At 63.3% G+C, this 20,511-nt stretch carries 19 protein-coding genes and 1 other RNA gene; 13 read left to right on the plus strand and 7 right to left on the minus strand.

Annotated elements, in window-relative coordinates; genetic code table 11:
* Positions 1-21 precede the first annotated feature (21 nt).
* Positions 22-549: a DUF1697 domain-containing protein gene (locus QMA15_RS05565; protein WP_019748952.1), complete on the minus strand. Its 528-nt coding sequence runs from the start codon at positions 547-549 to the stop codon at positions 22-24.
* A 54-nt stretch (positions 550-603) separates the two neighbouring features.
* Between QMA15_RS05565 and rnpB the strand changes: the two genes are divergently transcribed.
* From rnpB to QMA15_RS05580, 3 genes are all read left to right on the plus strand, one after another.
* Positions 604-1,018: RNase P RNA component class A (rnpB, locus tag QMA15_RS05570), an RNA gene on the plus strand.
* A 320-nt stretch (positions 1,019-1,338) separates the two neighbouring features.
* Positions 1,339-1,524 carry a hypothetical protein gene (locus QMA15_RS05575; protein WP_007735457.1) on the plus strand — a complete coding sequence of 62 codons (186 nt, stop codon included), beginning with the start codon at positions 1,339-1,341 and terminating at the stop codon, positions 1,522-1,524.
* A gap of 93 nt (positions 1,525-1,617) precedes the next feature.
* A complete protein-coding gene (locus tag QMA15_RS05580; protein WP_021334196.1) occupies positions 1,618-3,027 on the plus strand; it encodes an RNB domain-containing ribonuclease in 1,410 nt (469 codons plus the stop codon).
* Positions 3,028-3,031: 4 nt separating this feature from the next.
* Here QMA15_RS05580 and pip read toward each other — a convergent pair whose 3' ends face one another.
* From pip to panB, 3 genes are read right to left on the minus strand one after another with little or no spacing between them, the layout of a single operon-like run.
* On the minus strand, positions 3,032-4,015 hold the full coding sequence (pip, locus tag QMA15_RS05585) for a prolyl aminopeptidase (protein ID WP_019748949.1): 984 nt from the start codon (positions 4,013-4,015) through the stop codon (positions 3,032-3,034).
* Positions 4,015-4,455 (minus strand): hypothetical protein, encoded by a 441-nt coding sequence (locus QMA15_RS05590; protein WP_020969914.1) that lies wholly within the window; start codon positions 4,453-4,455, stop codon positions 4,015-4,017. The genes pip and QMA15_RS05590 overlap by 1 nt, the downstream gene beginning before the upstream one ends.
* Positions 4,456-4,506: 51 nt before the next feature.
* Positions 4,507-5,358, minus strand: coding sequence for a 3-methyl-2-oxobutanoate hydroxymethyltransferase (gene panB / locus QMA15_RS05595; protein WP_003941624.1), 852 nt, complete (start codon positions 5,356-5,358; stop codon positions 4,507-4,509).
* A 207-nt stretch (positions 5,359-5,565) separates the two neighbouring features.
* Here panB and QMA15_RS05600 point away from each other — a divergent pair, with 207 nt between their 5' ends.
* From QMA15_RS05600 to QMA15_RS05610, 3 genes are all read left to right on the plus strand, one after another.
* Complete coding sequence (locus QMA15_RS05600) at positions 5,566-7,137, plus strand: alpha/beta hydrolase (RefSeq protein ID WP_290283746.1); 1,572 nt, start codon at positions 5,566-5,568, stop codon at positions 7,135-7,137.
* Between the two features lie 107 nt (positions 7,138-7,244).
* Positions 7,245-8,585 carry a glutamine synthetase family protein gene (locus QMA15_RS05605; protein WP_003941637.1) on the plus strand — a complete coding sequence of 447 codons (1,341 nt, stop codon included), beginning with the start codon at positions 7,245-7,247 and terminating at the stop codon, positions 8,583-8,585.
* The gene (locus QMA15_RS05610; RefSeq protein WP_021334198.1) at positions 8,582-11,596 is read left to right on the plus strand and encodes a bifunctional [glutamine synthetase] adenylyltransferase/[glutamine synthetase]-adenylyl-L-tyrosine phosphorylase; all 3,015 of its coding nucleotides are present in this window, start codon (positions 8,582-8,584) and stop codon (positions 11,594-11,596) included. Before QMA15_RS05605 ends, QMA15_RS05610 begins: the two co-directional genes overlap by 4 nt.
* Before the next feature lie 9 nt (positions 11,597-11,605).
* Here QMA15_RS05610 and QMA15_RS05615 read toward each other — a convergent pair whose 3' ends face one another.
* Positions 11,606-12,457: a fused MFS/spermidine synthase gene (locus QMA15_RS05615; RefSeq protein ID WP_290283747.1), complete on the minus strand. Its 852-nt coding sequence runs from the start codon at positions 12,455-12,457 to the stop codon at positions 11,606-11,608.
* A gap of 175 nt (positions 12,458-12,632) precedes the next feature.
* On the opposite strand from QMA15_RS05615, the gene QMA15_RS05620 reads away from it, so the two are divergent.
* The 4 genes from QMA15_RS05620 (at position 12,633) to QMA15_RS05635 (ending at position 16,386) form a co-directional block, all read left to right on the plus strand.
* Complete coding sequence (locus QMA15_RS05620; protein WP_020908136.1) at positions 12,633-13,760, plus strand: NDMA-dependent alcohol dehydrogenase; 1,128 nt, start codon at positions 12,633-12,635, stop codon at positions 13,758-13,760.
* A 189-nt stretch (positions 13,761-13,949) separates the two neighbouring features.
* Positions 13,950-14,771 (plus strand): alpha/beta hydrolase, encoded by an 822-nt coding sequence (locus QMA15_RS05625; RefSeq protein WP_283568435.1) that lies wholly within the window; start codon positions 13,950-13,952, stop codon positions 14,769-14,771.
* A 43-nt stretch (positions 14,772-14,814) separates the two neighbouring features.
* Entirely contained in the window at positions 14,815-15,846 is a 1,032-nt protein-coding gene (locus tag QMA15_RS05630) for a cupin domain-containing protein (RefSeq protein WP_021334203.1), read from the plus strand.
* An 18-nt stretch (positions 15,847-15,864) separates the two neighbouring features.
* Positions 15,865-16,386, plus strand: coding sequence for a hypothetical protein (locus tag QMA15_RS05635; RefSeq protein WP_021334204.1), 522 nt, complete (start codon positions 15,865-15,867; stop codon positions 16,384-16,386).
* A 48-nt stretch (positions 16,387-16,434) separates the two neighbouring features.
* On the opposite strand, the gene QMA15_RS05640 is transcribed toward QMA15_RS05635, so the two are convergent.
* The gene (locus QMA15_RS05640) at positions 16,435-17,121 is read right to left on the minus strand and encodes a GntR family transcriptional regulator (RefSeq protein ID WP_031331966.1); all 687 of its coding nucleotides are present in this window, start codon (positions 17,119-17,121) and stop codon (positions 16,435-16,437) included.
* Positions 17,122-17,249: 128 nt separating this feature from the next.
* On the opposite strand from QMA15_RS05640, the gene QMA15_RS05645 reads away from it, so the two are divergent.
* From QMA15_RS05645 to QMA15_RS05655, 3 genes are read left to right on the plus strand one after another with little or no spacing between them, the layout of a single operon-like run.
* On the plus strand, positions 17,250-18,170 hold the full coding sequence (locus QMA15_RS05645; RefSeq protein ID WP_021334206.1) for a rhodanese-like domain-containing protein: 921 nt from the start codon (positions 17,250-17,252) through the stop codon (positions 18,168-18,170).
* A gap of 43 nt (positions 18,171-18,213) precedes the next feature.
* The gene (gene thiM / locus QMA15_RS05650; protein WP_021334207.1) at positions 18,214-19,059 is read left to right on the plus strand and encodes a hydroxyethylthiazole kinase; all 846 of its coding nucleotides are present in this window, start codon (positions 18,214-18,216) and stop codon (positions 19,057-19,059) included.
* Positions 19,059-20,168 carry an LLM class flavin-dependent oxidoreductase gene (locus tag QMA15_RS05655; RefSeq protein ID WP_021334208.1) on the plus strand — a complete coding sequence of 370 codons (1,110 nt, stop codon included), beginning with the start codon at positions 19,059-19,061 and terminating at the stop codon, positions 20,166-20,168. Before thiM ends, QMA15_RS05655 begins: the two co-directional genes overlap by 1 nt.
* Here the strand turns inward: QMA15_RS05655 and QMA15_RS05660 are convergent.
* Positions 20,161-20,511 (minus strand): inorganic pyrophosphatase, encoded by a 351-nt coding sequence (locus QMA15_RS05660; protein ID WP_019748936.1) that lies wholly within the window; start codon positions 20,509-20,511, stop codon positions 20,161-20,163. The genes QMA15_RS05655 and QMA15_RS05660 overlap by 8 nt on opposite strands.

Consider the following 20,511-nt stretch of genomic DNA (forward strand, 5'->3'; position numbering starts at 1 on the left):
TGCTCCGTGTCGGGGCAAGCGTCATTTGAGCAGTTTGTAGAGCGTGTTCAGGTTTCGGGTTGTGGTGAACGCCTTGAACTTCGGTTTTCCGGTGTTCCTGCCGAACGCGCTCTTGACGGTCTGCCCCTTCTCGACCTCCCAGTACAGGACTCCGTCGCCGGCCACCACGCGTTCGACCGAGGCATCGAGTTGCGCTGCCGCAGCACTCAATTCCTCGAGGATTTCCGGCTCGGAGGCAACCATCGCGTAAGCATGCCAACCCTCGCGTTCTCGGTCGAACGGGTAGTTGTCCACGATCGCTTGCAGTGTCGGAATGTCGAGGACGAATACCCAAGCCTCGTAGCCGAACTCGCGGGCGAGGGCGGATTCGATCTGTTTCTTCAGCGACGAGATGTCGGTGCTCGGACTGTCGAACAGAACGTTGCCCGAGGCCAGGACGGTTTTCACGCCTTGGAATCCGAGGTCGCCGAAGACTCTCGCGAGGTCCGCCATCTTGATGTTGATGCCGCCCACGTTGATACCGCGTAGCAGGGCCACGTACCGAGTCATAAGGTGACCATAGTGCCGGCCACCGACAGGCGCCCGGTAGCATACGGGGGCGGACGAGTTGGCCGGGCGGCCGCGGCTTCTGGAACCAGCGTGTACCACGCACAGGCCTGGGGCCGAGGAAAGTCCGGACTCCACAGAGCAGGGCGGTTGTTAACGGCAACCCGAGGCAACTCGCGGGACAGTGCCACAGAAAACAGACCGCCTGCCTTTCGAGGCAGGTAAGGGTGAAACGGTGCGGTAAGAGCGCACCAGCACCTCGGGTGACCGGGGTGGCTAGGTAAACCCCGCCCGGAGCAAGGTTGAAGGTCGCATCGCTCGCGGTGCGGCTGCGCAGGTGTTCGAGGGCTGCTCGCCCGAGCCTGCGGGTGAACCGCTCGAGGCACCCGGCGACGGTGTGCCCAGATGGATGGTCGCCACTCGGCACTTCGGTGCCGCAGGACAGGATCCGGCTTACACGCCGACTCGTCCGCCCGTGATCTGCACAGTGAGAAAAAGAAGACCCCCACCGGATCGGCGGGGGTCTTCTTTTGTTCGAAAAGCTGTCAGACAGGCTTGATGACCAGCAGCGTAGCCCAGTACGTTGCCGCGTCATGGCCCATGAGCGGGAGGAGGTAATCGTAAAGAATTGCGGACATGCGCACTCCATTTTCTGTTCGTAGCTTGTGTTGGGCATTCAAGCAGAACTCACCGTTCGAATGTCCGGTTCTCACCTGCCAGGCCAAGTAGAAAGAATATCAGTCTCACAGCGATCTACAAGCTTCTATCTCACTCTGATGTCACACTGTGGATATGACTGATGAAGATCGACTCTGGTACTTCGACGTGTCCGACGGTTCCGTCACGCAGGGAAAGGGCGCGTCCTCGTTGACGAGGATGGGGCCGTACCCTGATCGGGACTCTGCCGAGCATGCATTGAAGATCGCTGCCGAACGCAACAAAGCCGCCGATCGGGCAGACGAAGACTGGAACAACTGAGACTTGGAACAACTGAGACTTGGAACAACTGAGACCGGTACAGCTGCTACACCGGCCCGAACCGATCATGGAGGATGCGTGCCCGCAAGTCGAATGATGGTGCAGGGAATCGACTTCGGAGTGGTTCGGGCGGAGTTCGACTTGCCGGGAGCATTCTCGGCCGCGGCGCAGGCCGAGGCCGAGAATGCCGTGGATCGTTTCGGTGCCGGGCGTGTCGACGAAACGGGTATCGCCTTCGTGACCATCGACCCTCCCGGATCGATGGACCTCGACCAGGCAGTGCACATCGAGAAGACCTCGACCGGGTACGTCGTGCACTACGCGATCGCCGACGTCGCGGCGGTGGTGACGCCGGGCGGTGCGCTCGACGTCGAAACCCGCAAGCGTGGCCAAACCTTCTATCTCCCGGACGGTTCCGTTCCGCTGCATCCTCGGGCGTTGTCGGAGGGATCGGCGAGTCTGCTGCCGGACGTGGTTCGCCCCGCCGCACTGTGGCGTATCGAGTTGGACGCCCAGGCCGAGCCCACGTCATGGCAGGTGAGACGCGCTCTGGTGAAATCGGTGGCGCGTCTGGATTATTCGACCGTGCAACGTGACGCCGACGCGGGCACCTTGCATCCGTCGATCGCCGCACTACCGGAATTCGGACGATTGCGCAGTGCCTCGGCGGTTGCCAGGGGCGCCATCGAGCTGAAACTGCCCGAGCAGTCAGTGGTTCGGGATCAGCCAGAGGACGAGTCCTCGGCTCGCTGGCGGATCGAGCTCGAGCCACGCACCGAAGCGGACGACTGGAACGCAGAAGTGTCGCTGCTGACCGGGATGTGTGCCGGCCGCATGATGATCGACGCAGGTATCGGGCTGCTTCGCACGCTGCCGCCGGCCGAGGAGTCCGCGGTTCGCACCCTGCGGAGAACTGCAGTGGCGCTGGGTATCACGTGGCCGGAGGGTCGAAGCGTCGGGCAGATTCTTGCCGGACTCGATTCCAACGAGCCGTCGACGATGGCGCTGATGTCGGTTGCGCCGTCGTTGCTGCGCGGCGCAGACTACGCGGCCTTCGACGGCCAGCTACCGGAGTTGACGGTGCATGCGGGGATCGGAGCGCCCTACGCTCATGTGACGGCTCCACTGCGCCGGCTGTCCGATCGCTTCAGCACCGAGGTGTGTCTGGCGATCACAGCTGGTACGCCGGTACCGGAATGGGTGCGCACCGCCCTTCCCGAGTTGCCCGACATCATGAGTGGGTCCGACTCACTGGCGAACAAGGTCGACCGCGCGTGCATCGATCTCACCGAGTCCACGCTGCTCGACGGTCGGGTCGGCGAGGTCTTCGACGCGGTGGTGATGCGCGCCAAGGACGGAAAGCGCTCGGCGGAAGTGTTTGTCCCGTCGGTCGCAGTGATTGCGAAATGCGTCGGAACGCCCGATGACGGTGAGCGCGCAAAGGTGCGACTCACCGCCGTCGATACTATCAAACGGACGGTGGAATTCACGTTCCCGGCGTAGGGCGCTACCGGTACGAATCGGTGGCTTCCACCAAGTGATGTGCGATGCCGGGCTCCATCGCGGAGTGTCCCGCGTCGTCGACGATCACAAGCTTGGATTCGGGCCACGCCTTGTGCAGCGCCCAGGCGCTGGTGGCGGGGCAGACGACGTCGTAGCGGCCCTGGACGATCGTCCCCGGAATGCCGTGCAGGGCGGAGCTTTTGCGTAGGAGCTGACCCTCGTCGAAGAATCCGCCGTTGACGAAGTAGTGGTTCTCGATACGAGCGAAGGCCAAGGCGAACCTGGTCTCGGAGTTCTGTTCGATCTTGTCCGCCTGGGGGTACAGGTAGCTCGTCGATCCTTCCCAGGCCGACCAGGCGATCGCTGCCCGGGCCGCGACGTCGGGGTCTTCGGAATGGAGCAGTTGGTGATAGACCGCGACGAGGTCTTCGCCGCGCTGCGCCTCGGGTACCGGTTCGAGGAATTTGTCCCAGCGCTCCGGGAAGATGTTTCCCGCGCCGCCGTTGTAGTACCAGTCGATCTCGCTACGACGCAGGAGAAAGATCCCGCGCAGAACCAGTTCCGTGACGCGCGTGGGAAACGTTTCGGCGTAGGCGATGGAAAGCGTGGAACCCCAGGACCCCCCGAATACCATCCACTTGTCGATCGAGAGATGTTCGCGCAGGGCTTCGATGTCGGCCAGCAGCTTGTCCGTGGTGTTCACCGACAGGTCGGCGCCGTCGGCAACGTGCGGGGTGGATCGTCCGCAGCCGCGCTGGTCGAGTAGAACGATGCGGTATGCGGCCGGATCGAAGAACTGGCGTACCGCCGGTTGTGCACCGCCACCGGGGCCACCGTGCAGGAACACCACCGGCTTGCCGTCCGGATTTCCGCTGACTTCCCAGTACATGCTCTGGCCGTCACCGACGTCGAGGAAGCCGGTGACAAAGGGTTCGATCGGGGGATAGAGACTCCGCAGAGCCGACGGCGGTGCTGACGTTTCGCTCATCAGAAGCCCACCAGCCCGGAGGCGAGATCGGGGATCTCGAGTGCGGAAATCGCGCCGCCCCGGACGTCCGGGCACGCGGCCGAGGTTGCCGCGTCGATGCTTTCGCGGTTCTGGGCGAGATCGAGCAGGTTGATGCCGTTCTGCGTCGCCCACGTGATGACGATCGTGTTCAGTCCGCCCTTGCCGAGCGTCGGGGTGACGGTCCGCCAGTTCTGCAGCTGCCCTTCCATATCCGAACACAACTGCTGGACCTGAGCGTCGGTGAACGTCGAACCGGACGCGGAGGTTGTTGCCGGCGCCGTCTTGGTCGAACTCGCGGGCGTAGTGCTGCTGGGCGCGGGAGAGTTGGTGGACCCTCCCGCGCATCCGCTCAGCACCGTGACGAGAGCTGCCGCACCGACTACAGCTGCGGCAGTAGAACTTCGACGGTTACCGATCATTGAACGCACCCCTGGCTGGTTGAGAGACAGGCGGCGTTCGCCGGTCTCGGATCAGAAACTGTGTTCTGCGGCCGGGAAAGCGCCAGTGCGAACTTCTGATGCATAGGCGGCGGCTGCGGAACGCAGTTCGTCACCGACGTTACCGAAACGCTTGACGAACTTGGCTGTCTTACCGCTTGTGTAACCCGCCATGTCCTGCCAGACGAGTACCTGAGCGTCGCATTCGGAACCGGCCCCGATGCCGACGGTGGGGATGGTGAGTTTGCGGCTGACCTGGCCCGCAATCTCGGCCGGAACCATTTCCATGACGACGGAGAACGCCCCGGCTTCCTGGACTGCAATGGCGTCCGCCACAAGTTGCTCGGCCGCGTCGCCGCGACCCTGGACGCGGAATCCGCCGAGCGAGTTCACGCTCTGCGGGGTGAATCCGACGTGAGCCATGACGGGGATGCCGGCCGAGGTGATAGCCGCGATCTGCTTGCTCATCCGCTCGCCGCCCTCGAGTTTGACGGCGTGCGCGAGGCCTTCCTTCATGAACCGTGTCGCAGTCGCAAGGGCCTGCTCGGCGGAACCCTCGTAGGTGCCGAAGGGGAGGTCGGCGACGACGAGTGCGTGCGGGGCGCCGCGAACCACGCCACGCACGAGCGGGAGCAGTTCGTCGACGGTGATCGGCACGGTGGTGTCGTAGCCGTAGACGACGTTGGCGGCAGAGTCGCCGACGAGCAGCACCGGGATGCCTGCGTCTTCGAAGATGCGTGCCGTGGAGTAGTCGTAAGCGGTGAGCATCGACCAGCGTTCGCCGTTCTGCTTCATCTCGGCGAGGTGGTGAATGCGCGTCTTACGCTTCGGTGCATCAGTAGAGCTTGCAGTGGGTACAGAACCATAGAGAGGTGTTTCGGACATCGTTGTCCCTTTCTGGCCTCGAGGCCCTGAGCGTTGATCGCCTTCGGGTCCCCGGGTGTGGGTGATGACGTGTTCAGTCTGCCACCGGACATCGCCGACACGAATAGTTGACGGGGTGCAATGGGTCACATCACCGCGTGCCTGTCAGTTAGGCGCCGAACCGAGGCGAACCGCTGGCTACCGAGGTTTCCTGGCACCATCAATGGCATGTCGAAGTTCGTTCGCCTCTCCGGTGCCCTCGCCGGAAGCGCAGCAGTGCTCGTGTTGGTTGTCGGTTGCACCAGTTCGGAAGGCACGCCCGAATCAGTGGAACCTGCTGGCTCTGCCGCGTCCGCGGTGCCGTCCGGCCTCAAGAATTTCTACGAGCAGACGCTCGACTGGGGTTCGTGCGACCAATTTGTCGAAGAAGGAACTGCGCCGCTGGGGCGTGGGGTCGACTGCGCCGAGGTGAGCGTTCCCGTCGACTACGCGAATCCGAACGGCGACACCGCGAAGGTGGTGATCTCGCGTTCGAAGGCAACCGGCGACCGCATCGGCTCACTGTTGCTGAACCCCGGCGGGCCGGGTGGGTCCGGGCTGTCGATGGCGACATCGGGTTCGGGCACCGAACTGCAGGAACGTTTCGACATGATCGGCTTCGATCCGCGGGGGATCGGGGCATCGACCCCGCAGGTTCGGTGTTTGACGCCGGAGGAGACCGACGCGGAGCGTGCGGAGGTCAACGTCGACATGACGCCGGAGGGCATCGCTCTCGCCGAGGCGGACAGCAAGGACTACGCCGCCAAGTGCGCTGAGCGGACCGGTACGGAGTTCCTCGCTCATGTCGGTACCTACGAGGTGGTGCGAGATATGGACGTCATTCGGGGCGTTCTCGGCGATCCGAAGATGAACTACCTCGGGTTCTCGTACGGGACCCGGCTCGGATCCACGTACGCGGAAACCTTTCCGCAGAACGTCCGAGCGATGGTCCTCGACGGCGCGCTCGACCCCGAGCAGGATCCGGTCGACGAAGTGGTCTTGCAGGGGCAGGGCTTCCAAGGCGCGTTCGACGCCTTTGTCGCCGACTGTGTCTCGCGAACGGATTGCCCGCTGGGTGATGATCCGGCGCAGGCGCAGGCACGCTTTCAGGCACTCGTCGATCCGTTGATCGAGAAGCCGGCACAGACCACCGATCCGCGCGGGCTGAGTTATTCCGACGCGATCACGGGCGTGCAGCAGGCTCTGTATTCGCCACAGTTGTGGACGCCGCTGCGTGGGGGTCTGTCGAGTCTGGCCGACGGACGCGGCGACTCGCTGCTCAATCTCGCCGACATGTACGAAGGCCGTGAGGATGACGGCAGCTACTCCAACATCAACGACGCGTTCAACGCCATTCGCTGCGTGGACGATCCGGCAACCACCGACCGCGCCGAGGCCGGCGAATCCGACACTCGGTACCGCGAGGCGGCGCCGTTCCTCGACGACGGCCGCGGGACGGGTCAAGCGCCGCTCGACCTGTGCGCGTTCTGGCCCGTTCCGGCTACCGGCAGCCCCCACGCGCTCGACCCCCAGGCGCTCGCCGATGCCGGCCTGCCTCAGTTGGTCGTCGTCTCCACGACGCAGGATCCGGCAACGCCGTATCAGGCCGGAGTGGATCTCGCCAAGCAGTTGGGCGCTGCCCTGATCACGTTCGACGGAACCCAACACACGGTTGTTCTGGACGGAAACTCCTGCGTCGACGATGCCGTCGTCGACTACTTCGTTGACTTGAAGGCACCGGAAGAGGGTCTGACATGTTAACCGGCGCGACGCCGTACGCTGCGCCTATTCGATGGTGACCAATCACTCTGTTAACCGGGACCACTGATGTAACACAGATTTAACGTGGCTTGCTTAGTCTCGCGTGCATGGATCGCCAAAAAGAATTCGTGCTTCGTACCCTGGAAGAGCGCGACATTCGGTTTGTCCGCTTGTGGTTCACCGATGTTCTCGGGTACCTCAAATCGGTGGCGATCGCCCCCGCCGAACTCGAAGGCGCCTTCGAGGAGGGAATCGGATTCGACGGTTCCGCCATCGAGGGATTCTCACGAGTCTCCGAAGCCGACACCGTCGCTCGGCCCGACGCCTCGACATTCCAGATCCTGCCGTGGGCCCACAAGGACGGTGCGCAACATTCCGCGCGCATGTTCTGCGACATCACGATGCCCGACGGTTCGCCGTCGTGGGCCGATCCGCGCCACGTACTGCGTCGCCAGTTGAGCAAGGCCAGCGACTTGGGCTTCAGCTGCTATGTCCACCCGGAAATCGAGTTCTTCCTTCTGGAGAACGGCCCGATCGACGGCACTCCGCCGATCCCGGCCGACTCGGGCGGATACTTCGACCAGGCCGTGCACGATTCGGCTCCGAATTTCCGCCGCCACGCCATCGACGCACTCGAGTCGATGGGCATCTCGGTCGAGTTCAGCCACCACGAGGCCGCGCCGGGTCAGCAGGAGATCGATCTGCGCTACGCCGACGCACTCTCGATGGCCGACAACGTCATGACGTTCCGATACGTCGTGAAGGAGGTCGCGATCGGTGAAGGCGTCCGGGCGAGCTTCATGCCCAAGCCGTTCAGTGATCAGGCCGGCTCCGCGATGCACACCCACATGAGCCTGTTCGAGGGCGACACGAACGCCTTCCACAATCCTGACGATCCGATGCAGCTCTCCGAGACCGGCAAGGCGTTCATCGCCGGCATCCTCGAGCACGCCAACGAGATCAGTGCGGTCACGAACCAGTGGGTCAACTCGTACAAGCGACTCGTCCACGGGGGAGAGGCACCCACTGCTGCGTCGTGGGGCCCGTCGAACCGATCGGCTCTCATTCGCGTCCCGATGTACACGCCCAACAAGGCGTCCTCGCGCCGCGTCGAGATCCGAAGCCCAGACTCGGCCTGCAACCCGTACCTGACTTTCGCGGTCCTGCTTGCTGCCGGTCTTCGCGGCATCGAGAAGGGCTACACCTTGCCGCCCGAGGCAGAAGACGACGTGTGGTCGTTGACCTCCGCCGAGCGCCGCGCCATGGGTTACAAGGAACTGCCGAGCAACTTGGACAGCGCTCTGCGCGAGATGGAGAAGTCGGAACTGGTGGCCGAAGCACTCGGCGAACACGTCTTCGATTTCTTCCTGCGCAACAAGCGTCGTGAGTGGGAGGAATACCGCAGCCACGTGACGCCGTTCGAGCTCAAGACCTACCTCGGTCTGTGACGGTGAAACCGCCCGCTGCGAGATCAGCAGTTCCAGGACCGGGTCGACTCGGGCTGGTCGAGCCCACCGCTGCCGACGAGTTGCGTCAGCTCGGTTGGGTCGACGCCGAGAGCATCGAACTCTTGTGGTCGCTTTCGCGTGCCGCGAATGCCGACCTCGCTCTGCGCACCCTTGTGCGGATCAAGGACGGGCTCGACGGCGGGTGGCGCGAACTCGATCAGGCATTGCGCAAGGACAAAAGCCTGCGAGGCCGCTTGTTCGCACTCGTGGGTGCGTCGTCGGCCTTCGGCGATCACCTGGCCGCGGATCCGATCGGCTGGAAATTGCTCGACGGAACCGCTCTGCCGACCAAGGACGAGGTCACCGCAGCGTTGCTCGAGGCCGTGGGCGCCACCCTCGACGAGGGCGCTACCGAAGGCTCACTGACCTACCGCGCCACCCTGACCGGGCCGGAAGCTGTTGTTGCTCTGCGTAAGAGCTACAAGGACCAGCTGATTCTGCTGGCTGCGGCTGATCTTGCGGCGACCGTCGAGAACGAACCAGTAGTGCCCTATCAGACTGTGGGTCACCAGCTTTCCGATCTCGCGGACGCTGCCCTGACCGCCGCACTGGCGGTGGCTATCGCAACGGTGTGCCCCGAGGGAAGTTGTCCGATCCGGCTCGCCGTGATCGCCATGGGCAAATGTGGTGCGCGCGAGCTGAACTACGTCTCCGACGTGGACGTCGTGTTCGTCGCCGAACCGGCCGATGCGACGGCCAGCCGCGTTGCCGGTGAGATGATGCGTATCGGTACCTCCGCATTCTTCGAGGTCGATGCTGCGCTCCGGCCCGAAGGCAAGCGCGGAGAACTGGTTCGCTCCCTCGAATCCCACATCACGTACTACAAGCGCTGGGCCAAGACCTGGGAGTTCCAGGCACTGCTCAAGGCTCGTCCGATGACCGGCGACATGGAGCTCGGTCGCCAGTACTCCGAGGCGATGAGCCCGATGGTGTGGATCGCCTCCGAGCGCGAGGACTTCGTCCCCGAAGTCCAGGCCATGCGTCGACGCGTCGAGGAAATGGTTCCCCCCGAACTTCGTGAGCGTGAACTCAAACTCGGCCGCGGAAGTTTGCGCGACGTCGAATTCGCCGTCCAACTCCTGCAATTGGTGCACGGGCGCGCCGACAGTTCGTTGCATGTCCAGAGCACCGTCGATGCACTGACCGCATTGGCGGCGGGTGGATACGTCGGCCGCGACGACGCCGCCAACCTGACTGCGTCGTACGAATTCCTGCGTCTGCTCGAGCACCGTCTGCAGTTGCAGAAGCTCAAGCGCACACACACCCTGCCGCCGCCGGACGACGAGGAAGCGCTGCGTTGGCTGGCCCGCGCCGCGCACATGCGACCCGATGGTCGTCTGGATTCGCTGGGAGTCCTGCGCGCCGAGATCAAGCGGAATTCGCATCGGATTCGCCGCCTGCACGCCAAGTTGTTCTACCGCCCGCTTCTCGAATCGGTGGCGCGGATGGACAAGGAAGCACTGGTCCTGGGACCAGAAGCCGCGGTTCGGCAGTTGGCCGCTCTGGGTTACACGGCGCCCGAGCATGCTCTCGGACATCTGACTGCACTGACGAGTGGCGCTTCACGCAAGGGTCGCATTCAAGCGCTCCTGTTGCCGACTCTGCTCGAATCACTCGCGGACACACCGGATCCCGATGCAGGTCTGCTCGCTTACCGCAGGCTCTCGGACGCGCTCGTCGACCAGACGTGGTTCCTGCGCCTGCTCCGCGACGAGGCTGCGGTGGCCGAGCGTCTGATGACCGTGCTGGGCTCGTCGGCGTACCTACCCGACCTGCTCATCAAGGCTCCCGACGTGATTCGCTTGTTCGCGGATTCGCCGAGTGGACCGCGCCTTGTCGAGCCGAAGCCCGAGGACGTCGCTCGCGGAATACTCACCGCCTCCGGCCGACACAGTGATCCCAATCGTGCTGTTGCCGCGGCCCGCTCGCTGCGGCGACACGAACTTGCGCGCATCGCTTCGGCCGACATCCTCGGCATGCTCGATGTTCCCGCCGTCTGCAAGGCGCTGTCCTCCGTGTGGGCCGCGGTGCTCAATGCATCGCTCTCCGCGGTGATCAAGGCCAGCGTCACCGAACTCGGGACCGAGGCGCCGGCCAGTTTCTCCGTCATCGGCATGGGCCGACTCGGCGGCGGCGAACTCGGCTATGGATCCGATGCGGACGTGCTGTTCGTGTGCGAACCCCGCGAGGGCGTCGACGAGACCGTTGCGGTCAAGTGGGCCAACAGCATTGCCGACAAGGTGCGCAAGCTTCTCGGGGCACCGAGCACGGATCCTCCGCTCGAAGTCGACACCGGATTGCGTCCGGAAGGCCGCAACGGACCGATGGTTCGCACGCTCGAGTCGTACGACGCGTACTACGCGAAGTGGGCTCAGGCGTGGGAGATTCAAGCGCTGCTTCGTGCGCACCCGGTTGCCGGTGATCCTGAACTGGGACTGCGGTTCCTGCACATGATCGACAAGACGCGCTACCCCGAAGGCGGCGTCAGTGACGCGGCGGTGCGCGAGATCCGGCGCATCAAGGCGCGCGTCGATTCCGAAAGGCTTCCTCGCGGAGCCGATCCGGCGACGCACACCAAACTGGGTCGCGGTGGCTTGGCCGACATCGAGTGGACTGTGCAATTGCTGCAGCTGCGCCACGCGGACAAGATCGAGTCGCTGCACAACACGTCGACGCTCGAGACTCTCGACGCCATCGGCGCCGCGGAACTGCTCAGCGAAGGCGACGTCGAACTGCTGCGTGACGCCTGGATCACCGCGACGAAGGCACGCAACTGCCTCGTTCTGGTGCGAGGCAAGCCGACCGATCAGCTTCCCGGCCCGGGCCGTGTTCTCGCGGCGGTGGCGCAGGTCGCTGGATACGGCGACGACGCAGGGGAGTTCCTCGACAACTACCTGCGCATCACACGACGGGCAAAAGCTGTGGTGGAGAGGGTCTTCGGCGGGGAGTAGCGTTTTCGCTCAGTCCTGCCGAACCGGCGCGTTAGCGGCGAACTTGCGGACTTCGGTGTCTTGCCACACGTGGGCGGGAACGCCGCCGCCGAGTAGCTCGCGCGCGAGCGCGGGTTGCCCGCCGATCGGAACGTCGCTACCGGCGATGATCATGTTGCCGTAGCGACGGCCCTTGAGCATCGCGGGATCGGCGATGATCGCCATGTGTTCGAACTGCGCACCGATCGTTGCGGCTTCACTGCGCGCGCCCTGAAGATCCGGGGTGTCGCCGCAGTTGACGATGTAGATACCGCCCGGTGCCAGCACGTGTCGTACGTGGGTGGTGAATTGCGCTGTTGTCAGCGGAGTCGGAGTTGTGTTGCCGGCAAAGACATCTCGAATCACGACGTCTCGGGTGGACTCGGTGAGAGTTTCGGTGACGGCGCGGGCTTCACCGACACGAATGCGCAGCAGCGGTGCGCGCGGTAGGTCGAACCAATCGCGCACCAGTTCGGCCAGGGCGCCGTCGATTTCGACAACCACCTGACGCGCGTCGGGGTAGGTGGCGGCGAAGTACCTGGCCATGGAGCAGGCTCCGCCGCCGAGATGCAGAACCCGCAGACGCTCGGTCTTGTCACGTTCGGAATCGACCAGATGCGCGATCCACCGCATGTACTCGAAATCGAGCACCGTCGGATCTGCGACGTTCACGTGGGAACTGGGCACTCCGTTGATCTGGATGATCCAGCTGTCGTCGGAGTACTGGTCGCGGACAAGTTCGCACGTCCCGGTATCGATCGGAAAAGTACCGGCGACGGGACCGGACTCGCCTCGCTCGGGAGTGCCGCTGCGAGTTCTTGTCTTGCGAGTTCCCTTGGCCACTGTGTTGATACTAGCCGTGCGCGTTTCCGGTAACGCCGAGTACCAAAAAGGCGCACGGACCGGCGGTATTCTCGAGTAGTTTCAGGCACACTCGTAGGTGGAGTGTGATCGGCGACACAAATGCCGGCGCGTTCTTTCGTCGTCCGTGCATCACGAAGAATTTCGAGGAGTGCAGGTGAAGGTCAAGGCAGCGGTAGTCAAGGCGCCAGGTCAGGCATGGGAGATCGAAGAGGTCGAGCTGGGGGACCCGGTCTCGGGTGAGGTACAGGTCCGACTCGCCGCATCGGGGCTGTGCCATTCGGACGAACATTTGCGTACGGGCGCCAGCCCGCTGCCCTTCTACCCGGCCTTGGGCGGGCACGAAGGCGCCGGAGTGGTGACGAAGGTCGGCCCGGGTGTCGCGAGCGTCGAAGAAGGCGACCACGTGGTTCTCGCCTTCATCCCGGCGTGCGGACGTTGTCCGTCTTGCGCGAAGGGTCTGCAGAACATCTGCGACGAGGGAGCCGGCCTGTTGACCGGGCAGGCGATCTCCGACAAGACGTACCGCGTCACCCTCAACGACGAGCCGGTCATCCAGATGTGCCTGCTCGGAACATTTTCGCCGTACGTGACCGTCAACGAGGCGTCGGTGATCAAGATCGAGAAGGACATCCCGCTCGACAAGGCGGCCTTGCTCGGCTGCGGTGTTGCCACCGGTTGGGGATCGGCCACCGCGATCGGTGGAGCCAAGGTCGGTGACACGGTGGTGGTCGTCGGCGTCGGCGGCGTCGGAATCAACTCGGTGCAGGGTGCGGCGTCAGCCGGAGCACGATTTGTGATCGCGATCGATCCCGTCGAGTTCAAGCGTGACAAGGCAAAGGAATTCGGCGCCACACACACGTTTGCCTCCCTCGAGGAAGCGCTACCGGTGATCGGCGAGATCACCTGGGGCAAGATGGCCGACGTCACCGTGATCACCGTGGGCGAGATTCACGGCGACATCATTCAGCCCGCGCTCAGCGCGACGGGCAAGGGCGGGCAGGTCGTGGTCGTCGGAATGGGGCACTACGCGGATTCGCAGGTGACGCTCAGCCTCTTCGAGCTGACCCTTCTACAGAAGCGTTTGCAGGGAGCCATCTTCGGCGGGGTAGGACCACGGTCCCAGATTCCCAAGTTGCTCGATCACTACCGAAGCGGCGCACTCAAACTCGACGAGTTGGTGACCAAGACCTACAAGCTCGAGGAGATCAACGAGGGTTACGCCGACATGCTCGAGGGAAAGAACCTGCGCGGAATGATCGTCTACACGGAGGACGATTACTGATCGTTCCCCCTCTGCCTGAAGGGTCCGGCCCGACACCACACTTCGTGGTGTCGGGCCGGAGTCTTCTGCCCCCATACAGATTTCTGTCGATCGATGAGTCGACTGCCCCGATAGTGGGCACTCGCAGAGTGAGGAAACCGGGCACCGCGTCCGGACCTCAGTCCACGACTCGACAGAGAAGAGCAGAACATGCCCTACATCACCACTTCCGACGGAACCGAGATCTACTACACCGAGCACGGGGTCGGCCGGCCGATCGTCCTCAGCCACGGGTGGCCGCTGAGTTCTGACGCGTGGCAGGTCGAGATGAAGCTGTTCGCCGACGCCGGATACCGGACCATCGCGCACGATCGTCGAGGGCACGGTCGCTCGTCGAAGACGTACACCGGCAACGACATGGATACATATGCCAAGGACCTGGCTGAGCTGATCGACACACTCGACCTGAAAGACCTGATCGTGGTGGGACATTCGACCGGCGGCGGGGAAGTGGTCCGTTACGCGGCGCAGCACGGCAAAGGGCGTGTGGCCAAGGTGATCACCGCCGGCGCCGTTCCGCCGATCATGGTCAAGTCGGACGGCAACCCCGAAGGCACACCGATCGAGGTGTTCGACGGCATTCGTGAGGGAGTTCTGCGAGATCGATCGCAGTTCTACAAGGATCTCAGCGAGAGCTTCTACGGCGCGAACCGCGAAGGGGCCGACGTCTCGCAAGGGGCGAAGGACGACTTCTGGCGACAGGGGATGTTGGTCAACCTCGCCGCGGCCTACGACTGCGTCAAGGCATTCTCGGAGACGGATCAGACCTCCGATCTCGAAGCCATCGACGTTCCGTTCCTCATCGCTCAGGGCGACGACGATCAGATCGTGCCGATCGGCGCAGCGGCGGAGAAGGCGATCAAGCTGGTGAAGAAGGGCACGCTGAAGGTGTATCCGGGCGCACCGCACGGAATTTACGGCTCGTATCAGCAGACCCTGGACCGGGACATCCTTGCCTTCATCGAGGACTGACGTCAGCGATTCGGAAGGATAAGAGTCGAAAGGATCAAAGGCCATGTCCACACACGTTGCCTCGCTGCGCGATGGTCCCAGTGTCTTCGAGAACGAACTCGGATCGATCTCGCAACTCGACACGAGTTCGTTGCCGATCCTGTCCGGTCTGTCGATCAAACGAATTGTTCTCGGCCCCGGCGCGATCCGCGAACCACAATGGAACGTCAACGCGAACCAGATCGCCTACGTCACCAGCGGAACCGTGCTCGTCTCGATGTTGGGCAATGCCGACGAGTTCGCCAGTTTCGTGGTGCGAACGGGGCAGATGTATCACGTCGAATCCGGCGCGATTTATCACATCGAGACTGTCGGAGAGGAGGAGGCGGAGATCATCGCTGCCCTGCGTACTTCACTCCCGCAGCACTTTTCGTTGCAGAGTAGCGTCAGCGCAATGTCGAACGCGGTGCTCGGCAATACCTACGACCTCGCCGCGTCAGCCTTCGACGTCTTCGGTAGGGCCGATGCGTCCCAGATAGTTCGGCGGGACGGCGCCGCCGTCGTTCCCGATACCGCCGGCTTTCCCAACGCGCATCTCTTCGATCTCGACGGCCAGATCGCGCCCCTCGCATACCCGTACGGACAGGCGGAAGTGGCACGCAAGCAGTATTGGGCGGCGCTGGAGGATCTTTCGATGTACTCGTTGACTATTCGCGAGAGTGGAATGCGTGAGCCACACTGGCATCCCGTCACTGCCGAAATGGGATACGTGCATCGTGGTCACGGGCGGATGACGGTCCTCGATCCGGACGGTTCGCTCGACACCTACCTACTAGAGCCCGGTCAGGTGTATTTCGTTCCGCGTGCCTACCCCCATCACATCGAGGTTCTAGGTGACGAGGACATCAACTTCCTCATCTTCTTCGACCAGCCGACGCCGGGCGACATAGGCTACCGTGCAACGGCTTCCGCGTTCTCGCGCGGCGTTCTCTCGGCCTCGTTCGGTGTTCCGGAACGCGATCTGCCGCAATTTCCTTTCACGCCGGTCGATCCGCTCATTGTCTCGCGTAACAATCCGATCGACCGCCAGCACTGACCGGCAAGGACGCCCATCATGACCGACTCGCTGATCGTGACCGATCACGGTACGACGCTCGACTTCACGTACGAAGATGCTCTGCACTATCACGGGCCGCAGGCACCGGGAGGCGTGGCGCATGCCTACAAAGTCCTCGAGCGCGCACTCGGTGTGCTCGGCGGGGAAGGCTCCGTCGAGCGTCGCGAGCTGGTCGTCACCACCGCACACGGCGGACCAGGAGTGCGCGACGCGTTCGAGTTGGTCACGCGCGCAGTGACCGAAGGGCGGTACACCGTCGACAGTTCCCTGGCCCGGCCTGAACGAGGAAATGCGCTCGCACTGTATGTCTTTCGGGTCGGCTATCGCGGCGCGAGCGCCACGCTGACTGTTCGGGAGGGATTTGTCGTCGACGAGTTGATCACTCTCTCCCGCAAGACTGACCGGACAGCCGAAGACGAGTCACGGCTGACAGTGCTCAAACAGGAGATGGCGGACCGAGTGATGTCGAGCCCGGCCGAGAGCGTGTACGACGTCGAGATCGGCACGCTCCCCGCCTGACTGACGGCGGCATAGGCGTCGGTATGCAGAACTCTGGGCTGTCTGGAGTCAGCGGCTGGCGAACATCCTTATCCGCTGGTCGCGACTGCGCTCGAGATGGTTGCGCATGTGGCCACGCGCGGACGATTCGTCCCTGGCGCGGATGGCATTCAGGATCTCTTGATGTTCCGAATTGAGCAGGTCCGGTTCGCCGTAGTTCGACGGCGGGCCGCTGTCGTAGATTCGCAATTGGGTGGTGAGGCGGATCAGCAGTGAGGTGATCGTGGAATTGTGGGCGGCCTGCCAGAGGGCCTCATGAAACTTGAAGTTCCCGGAACGCACCTCGGTGCCTTCGGTTGCAGTGCAGCAGAACTCGTGTAATCCGTCCAGGCGAGCAAGGTCGAGATCGCTGTGGCGTAGTGCCGCGGCGCCTGCCGCTTCCGATTCGAGGGCTACCCGCGCCGCGTAGATCTCGATGACGTCCTCGGGTGTGCCGGAACGGACACGAAAACCGCGAGCGGCTCGTTCGAGTAGTCCGTCGTGTGCGAGCCAGTTGAGTGCTTCCCGGATCGGGGTGCGGGATGCGCCGTACGATTCGCACAATTGAGTCTCGTGCAGCGGAGCGCCCTGGGGGAACTTGCCTGCCAGGATGTCGGCTCGCAGGCGCAGGTACTGCCGCGACGTCTGATCGGACCGGCCGAGCGCAGCCTCCGGTATCAGCAGATCGGTGGTGCTCGTATCGGCGTCGAGATCCATGTGTCCCCATTCCTGTGCATGCAAGTAGAGCGCGTTCGATTATGCCATCGACGACGAGTGAGTACTTGCGTATACGCTAGTACTCATTTAGGTTCGTGCTTGTTCGTTTCCGAGGGAGAGGGTCCGAAGTGGCTGGAGAGACCGCGTCGCCGCTGGTGAGTGCCGCTGAACTCGACGTGATGCTGCGTGAGGGAGGCGTCGCCGTGCTCGACGCGACGGTTCATTTTCCTCCCGCGCGATTTGACGGAGACTACCGCCCGGAATCCGGGTACGGCGGCTGGGTCTCCTCGCACATCCCGGGTTCGCGACATGTCGACCTCATGGACGTCTTCTCCGAAAGGGAAGCGGCGCTGCATTTCACACGCCCGCCAACGGAGCAGTTGGTTTCCGATCTCCAATCCAGTGGTATCGAGCCGGGCGAGACTATCGTGATCTACGACCAGGGATCGACCACCTGGGCATCACGGCTCTGGTGGGTGTTTCGCAACGCCGGCATCGAAGCAAGAGTTCTCGACGGTGGCCTCGCCGAATGGACTCGACGCGGCTTCGCGCTCGTGAGCGGCGACGACGAAACCCACACGTCGGCGTCGACGCGTTGGAGCGTGACGGATCTGGGTCTGTGGGTCGATTTACCTCGCGTTGCGTCGCTGTCCAGCGGACGCGAAGCCGGAACGCTGGTGTGCGCTCTCGCGCCTGAGCAGTACGAGGGAACCGAGAAGACGCGATACTCGCGACGCGGACACATTCCGTCAAGCGTGAATCTGTCCGCGAAGAGTCTTCTCGAGTCCGACTCCCGGATGCTTCCGGTCGAGAAAGTCTTGTCGAAATCGGCCGACGTTCTACCAACCGCCACCGGCCCTGTCGTGATCTATTGCGGTGGCGGAGTTTCGGCGTGTTTGACCGCACTTGCGCTGATCCGCAGCGGCCACGCGGACGTCAAAGTCTACGACGGTTCGTTGGAGGAATGGACTGCAGATCCGGTTTTGCCGATGGTTGTCGGCAGTGAGCCCGGTGGCGCGAATCCGGATGTGCGATGTCCGCGGTCCTGAATCGCCGCAGTCCCCAAATACCTCCCGTCCTGAAGGAATTCTTATGTCTGACAATGTCTCTGTCGAAACCGTCGCGTCGGCGATCGACGCACTCCGCGATCAGGTACCGCTCGTCCAGTCGCTGACGAACATCGTTTCGGCGAACTTCTTGACCAATGTTCTGCTCGCTGCCGGCGCAAGCAACGCTCACATCGACAACGTTCATGAAGCGGGTGGGTTCGCTGCCGTCGCCGGGGGAGTGCTCGTCAACCTCGGAACGCCGGACGACGGGACAGCCGAAGCCTTCCTGATTGCCGCAGAAGCGGCCCGAACTGCCAGTACGCCATGGGTTTTGGATCCAGTCGGTGTCGGCGGACTACCCTGGCGGAGCGGTATCGCTGTGGATCTGCTGCGCTTTCACCCCAGCGCCATCCGCGGGAACGCATCGGAGATCATCGCTCTGGCCGGACTCGGCGGTGACACCCGCGGCGTCGACAGTGCCTCCGACTCCGCCGACGCAGTGCCCGCCGCTCTGTCACTTCTGAAGCATGCGGATGCCGTGTCGGCATCGGGCCCGGTCGACTACATCGTCGGCCGCGATGGTGGCGGCGACGTTCGGGGCATCCGAGTCTCCGGTGGCAGCGCTCTGTTGCCGCGCGTGACCAGTACCGGTTGCTCTCTGGGAGGCCTGGTCGCTGCCTACCTCGCCGTTACGCCGACCGCGCTGGACGGATTGGTTGCCGCGCATACGCATGTTGCCGTGGCATCGGAGATCGCCGAGGAAAATGCCTCAGGTCCTGGTTCTTTCGCGGTCGCGTACCTCGACGCGCTCTACAACGTGAATGCGGACACCATCCGCTCACGTGCCCGAATCGAATCGTTCGACCTGCCGGCTGGAGTGCAGAACTGATGGGCTTCAAGACATTTTGGTATCTCACCCAGGCCGACGGGGACTACCCGTGGAGCCCCGGTGGGCTGTTCCCCGTGGACGGGGCCAGGCAGATCGAGCTCGCGAAGACCATCGACGACGGCGGATTCGAAGGTGCGCTTGTTGCCACCTGGCCGAACGATCCGTTCATTTCGGCGACGTGGGCGGCAGCGCACACCACGCGCATGAAGTTCCTTGTCGCCGTCTACGCGAACATGACGCCGGCGCGACTGCTGGCGGAGAAGGCATTGACTTTCGACGCCTTCAGCGGTGGCCGACTGTTGATCAACTCGGTCAACGGACGCGAAAACATCCTGACCAAGTACGACATGAACGTGCCCCACGACGAGCGTTACGAGTTGGGGGAGCAGTACTGGGCGGACTTCCGCCGCATCTACGCCGAAGGCACGGAGTCGAACTTTCCCAACACACCACTGCGTATCGATGCGCCCGCTGGGCATCAGGTTCCGCTGTGGGGTACCGGTGATTCGCCTGCAGGCCTGGCGAATTCAGGCAAGGTGCTCGACACCTATCTGGCGATGTTGCGCGAGACTTCGTTCATCGAAGACAAATTCTCTGCCGCACGGGCGGCGGCGGAGGCAGCCGGGCGCGAGTTCACCGACTTCGGTGCGCTGACCGGGGTGATCGTTCGCCCCACCAAGGCGCAGGCGCACGACCGGTTCCGTTCGTTGTTCGAGAAGACGGGCGTCGAGCAGATCGCTCATGTCTTGGACAACGCAGTGCGTCGTCGTACTCAGGGGAAGCAAGACCTCAAGACTTTCACCGCTCGCGACGCACAGCGGCAGGGCTGGGCGGACAAGATTGCTTCCGGCCGACTTCCGGAACCGGAGGAGTTGTACGTCGGTGACGGGCTGTACGCGGGTATCACAGCGTGGTCGCCTCTCGACATCTTCGGCACCGGGTCATCGGCGGTGTACTACGTCGGCGATCCGGATTCGATCACGGACTCGGTACGCACGCTTCGCGGCCGAACCGGTTTGACTGCACTGATCCTGGCAGGTTGGCCGCTGATCGAGGAAGCGAAGTGGGTTGCGGAGCATCTTGTTCCGCGATTCGACGAACTCAGCTGACTTCGCGCCGCAAGACAGTGGTACCGAGACCCAAAGTGTCGCGGAGAAATGCTGCGGCAGTGCCGATTTCATCGGCAGTGCAGTCGAGAAGGATCTTGACTTCCACGTCCTTCTTGTCGATGTCGGCAATAACGGCCATGGCAACAACGCCGTTGCCGACGGCAGAGCCTCGGAACAGATCGATCCCGTCGCCGTCCGCGCTGACGGTCCCGTCGAGATAGCCGTAATCGAGCGGATAAATCGCAGCGGGGTAACGCGGGTGTGCCGACCCTCGGGGGCGATCGATCACGACAGTTGACGTGGCAGCCAGGTGATCGAGGGCGGAGAACAGGTCTTCGCTCAT

Source organism: Rhodococcus sp. APC 3903, from assembly GCF_030407755.1.
GTDB lineage: Bacteria > Actinomycetota > Actinomycetes > Mycobacteriales > Mycobacteriaceae > Rhodococcus_F > Rhodococcus_F erythropolis.

Excerpts from the sequence above, each read along its gene's own strand:
- QMA15_RS05565 (WP_019748952.1), bottom strand. The coding sequence starts at position 549 with ATGACTCGGTACGTGGCCCTGCTACGCGGTATCAACGTGGGCGGCATC.
- QMA15_RS05575 (WP_007735457.1), top strand. The coding sequence starts at position 1,339 with ATGACTGATGAAGATCGACTCTGGTACTTCGACGTGTCCGACGGTTCC.
- QMA15_RS05580 (WP_021334196.1), top strand. The coding sequence starts at position 1,618 with ATGATGGTGCAGGGAATCGACTTCGGAGTGGTTCGGGCGGAGTTCGAC.
- pip (WP_019748949.1), bottom strand. The coding sequence starts at position 4,015 with ATGAGCGAAACGTCAGCACCGCCGTCGGCTCTGCGGAGTCTCTATCCC.
- QMA15_RS05590 (WP_020969914.1), bottom strand. The coding sequence starts at position 4,455 with ATGATCGGTAACCGTCGAAGTTCTACTGCCGCAGCTGTAGTCGGTGCG.
- panB (WP_003941624.1), bottom strand. The coding sequence starts at position 5,358 with ATGTCCGAAACACCTCTCTATGGTTCTGTACCCACTGCAAGCTCTACT.
- QMA15_RS05600 (WP_290283746.1), top strand. The coding sequence starts at position 5,566 with ATGTCGAAGTTCGTTCGCCTCTCCGGTGCCCTCGCCGGAAGCGCAGCA.
- QMA15_RS05605 (WP_003941637.1), top strand. The coding sequence starts at position 7,245 with ATGGATCGCCAAAAAGAATTCGTGCTTCGTACCCTGGAAGAGCGCGAC.
- QMA15_RS05625 (WP_283568435.1), top strand. The coding sequence starts at position 13,950 with ATGCCCTACATCACCACTTCCGACGGAACCGAGATCTACTACACCGAG.
- QMA15_RS05630 (WP_021334203.1), top strand. The coding sequence starts at position 14,815 with ATGTCCACACACGTTGCCTCGCTGCGCGATGGTCCCAGTGTCTTCGAG.
- QMA15_RS05635 (WP_021334204.1), top strand. The coding sequence starts at position 15,865 with ATGACCGACTCGCTGATCGTGACCGATCACGGTACGACGCTCGACTTC.
- QMA15_RS05640 (WP_031331966.1), bottom strand. The coding sequence starts at position 17,121 with ATGGATCTCGACGCCGATACGAGCACCACCGATCTGCTGATACCGGAG.
- thiM (WP_021334207.1), top strand. The coding sequence starts at position 18,214 with ATGTCTGACAATGTCTCTGTCGAAACCGTCGCGTCGGCGATCGACGCA.
- QMA15_RS05655 (WP_021334208.1), top strand. The coding sequence starts at position 19,059 with ATGGGCTTCAAGACATTTTGGTATCTCACCCAGGCCGACGGGGACTAC.
- QMA15_RS05660 (WP_019748936.1), bottom strand. The coding sequence starts at position 20,511 with ATGAGCGAAGACCTGTTCTCCGCCCTCGATCACCTGGCTGCCACGTCA.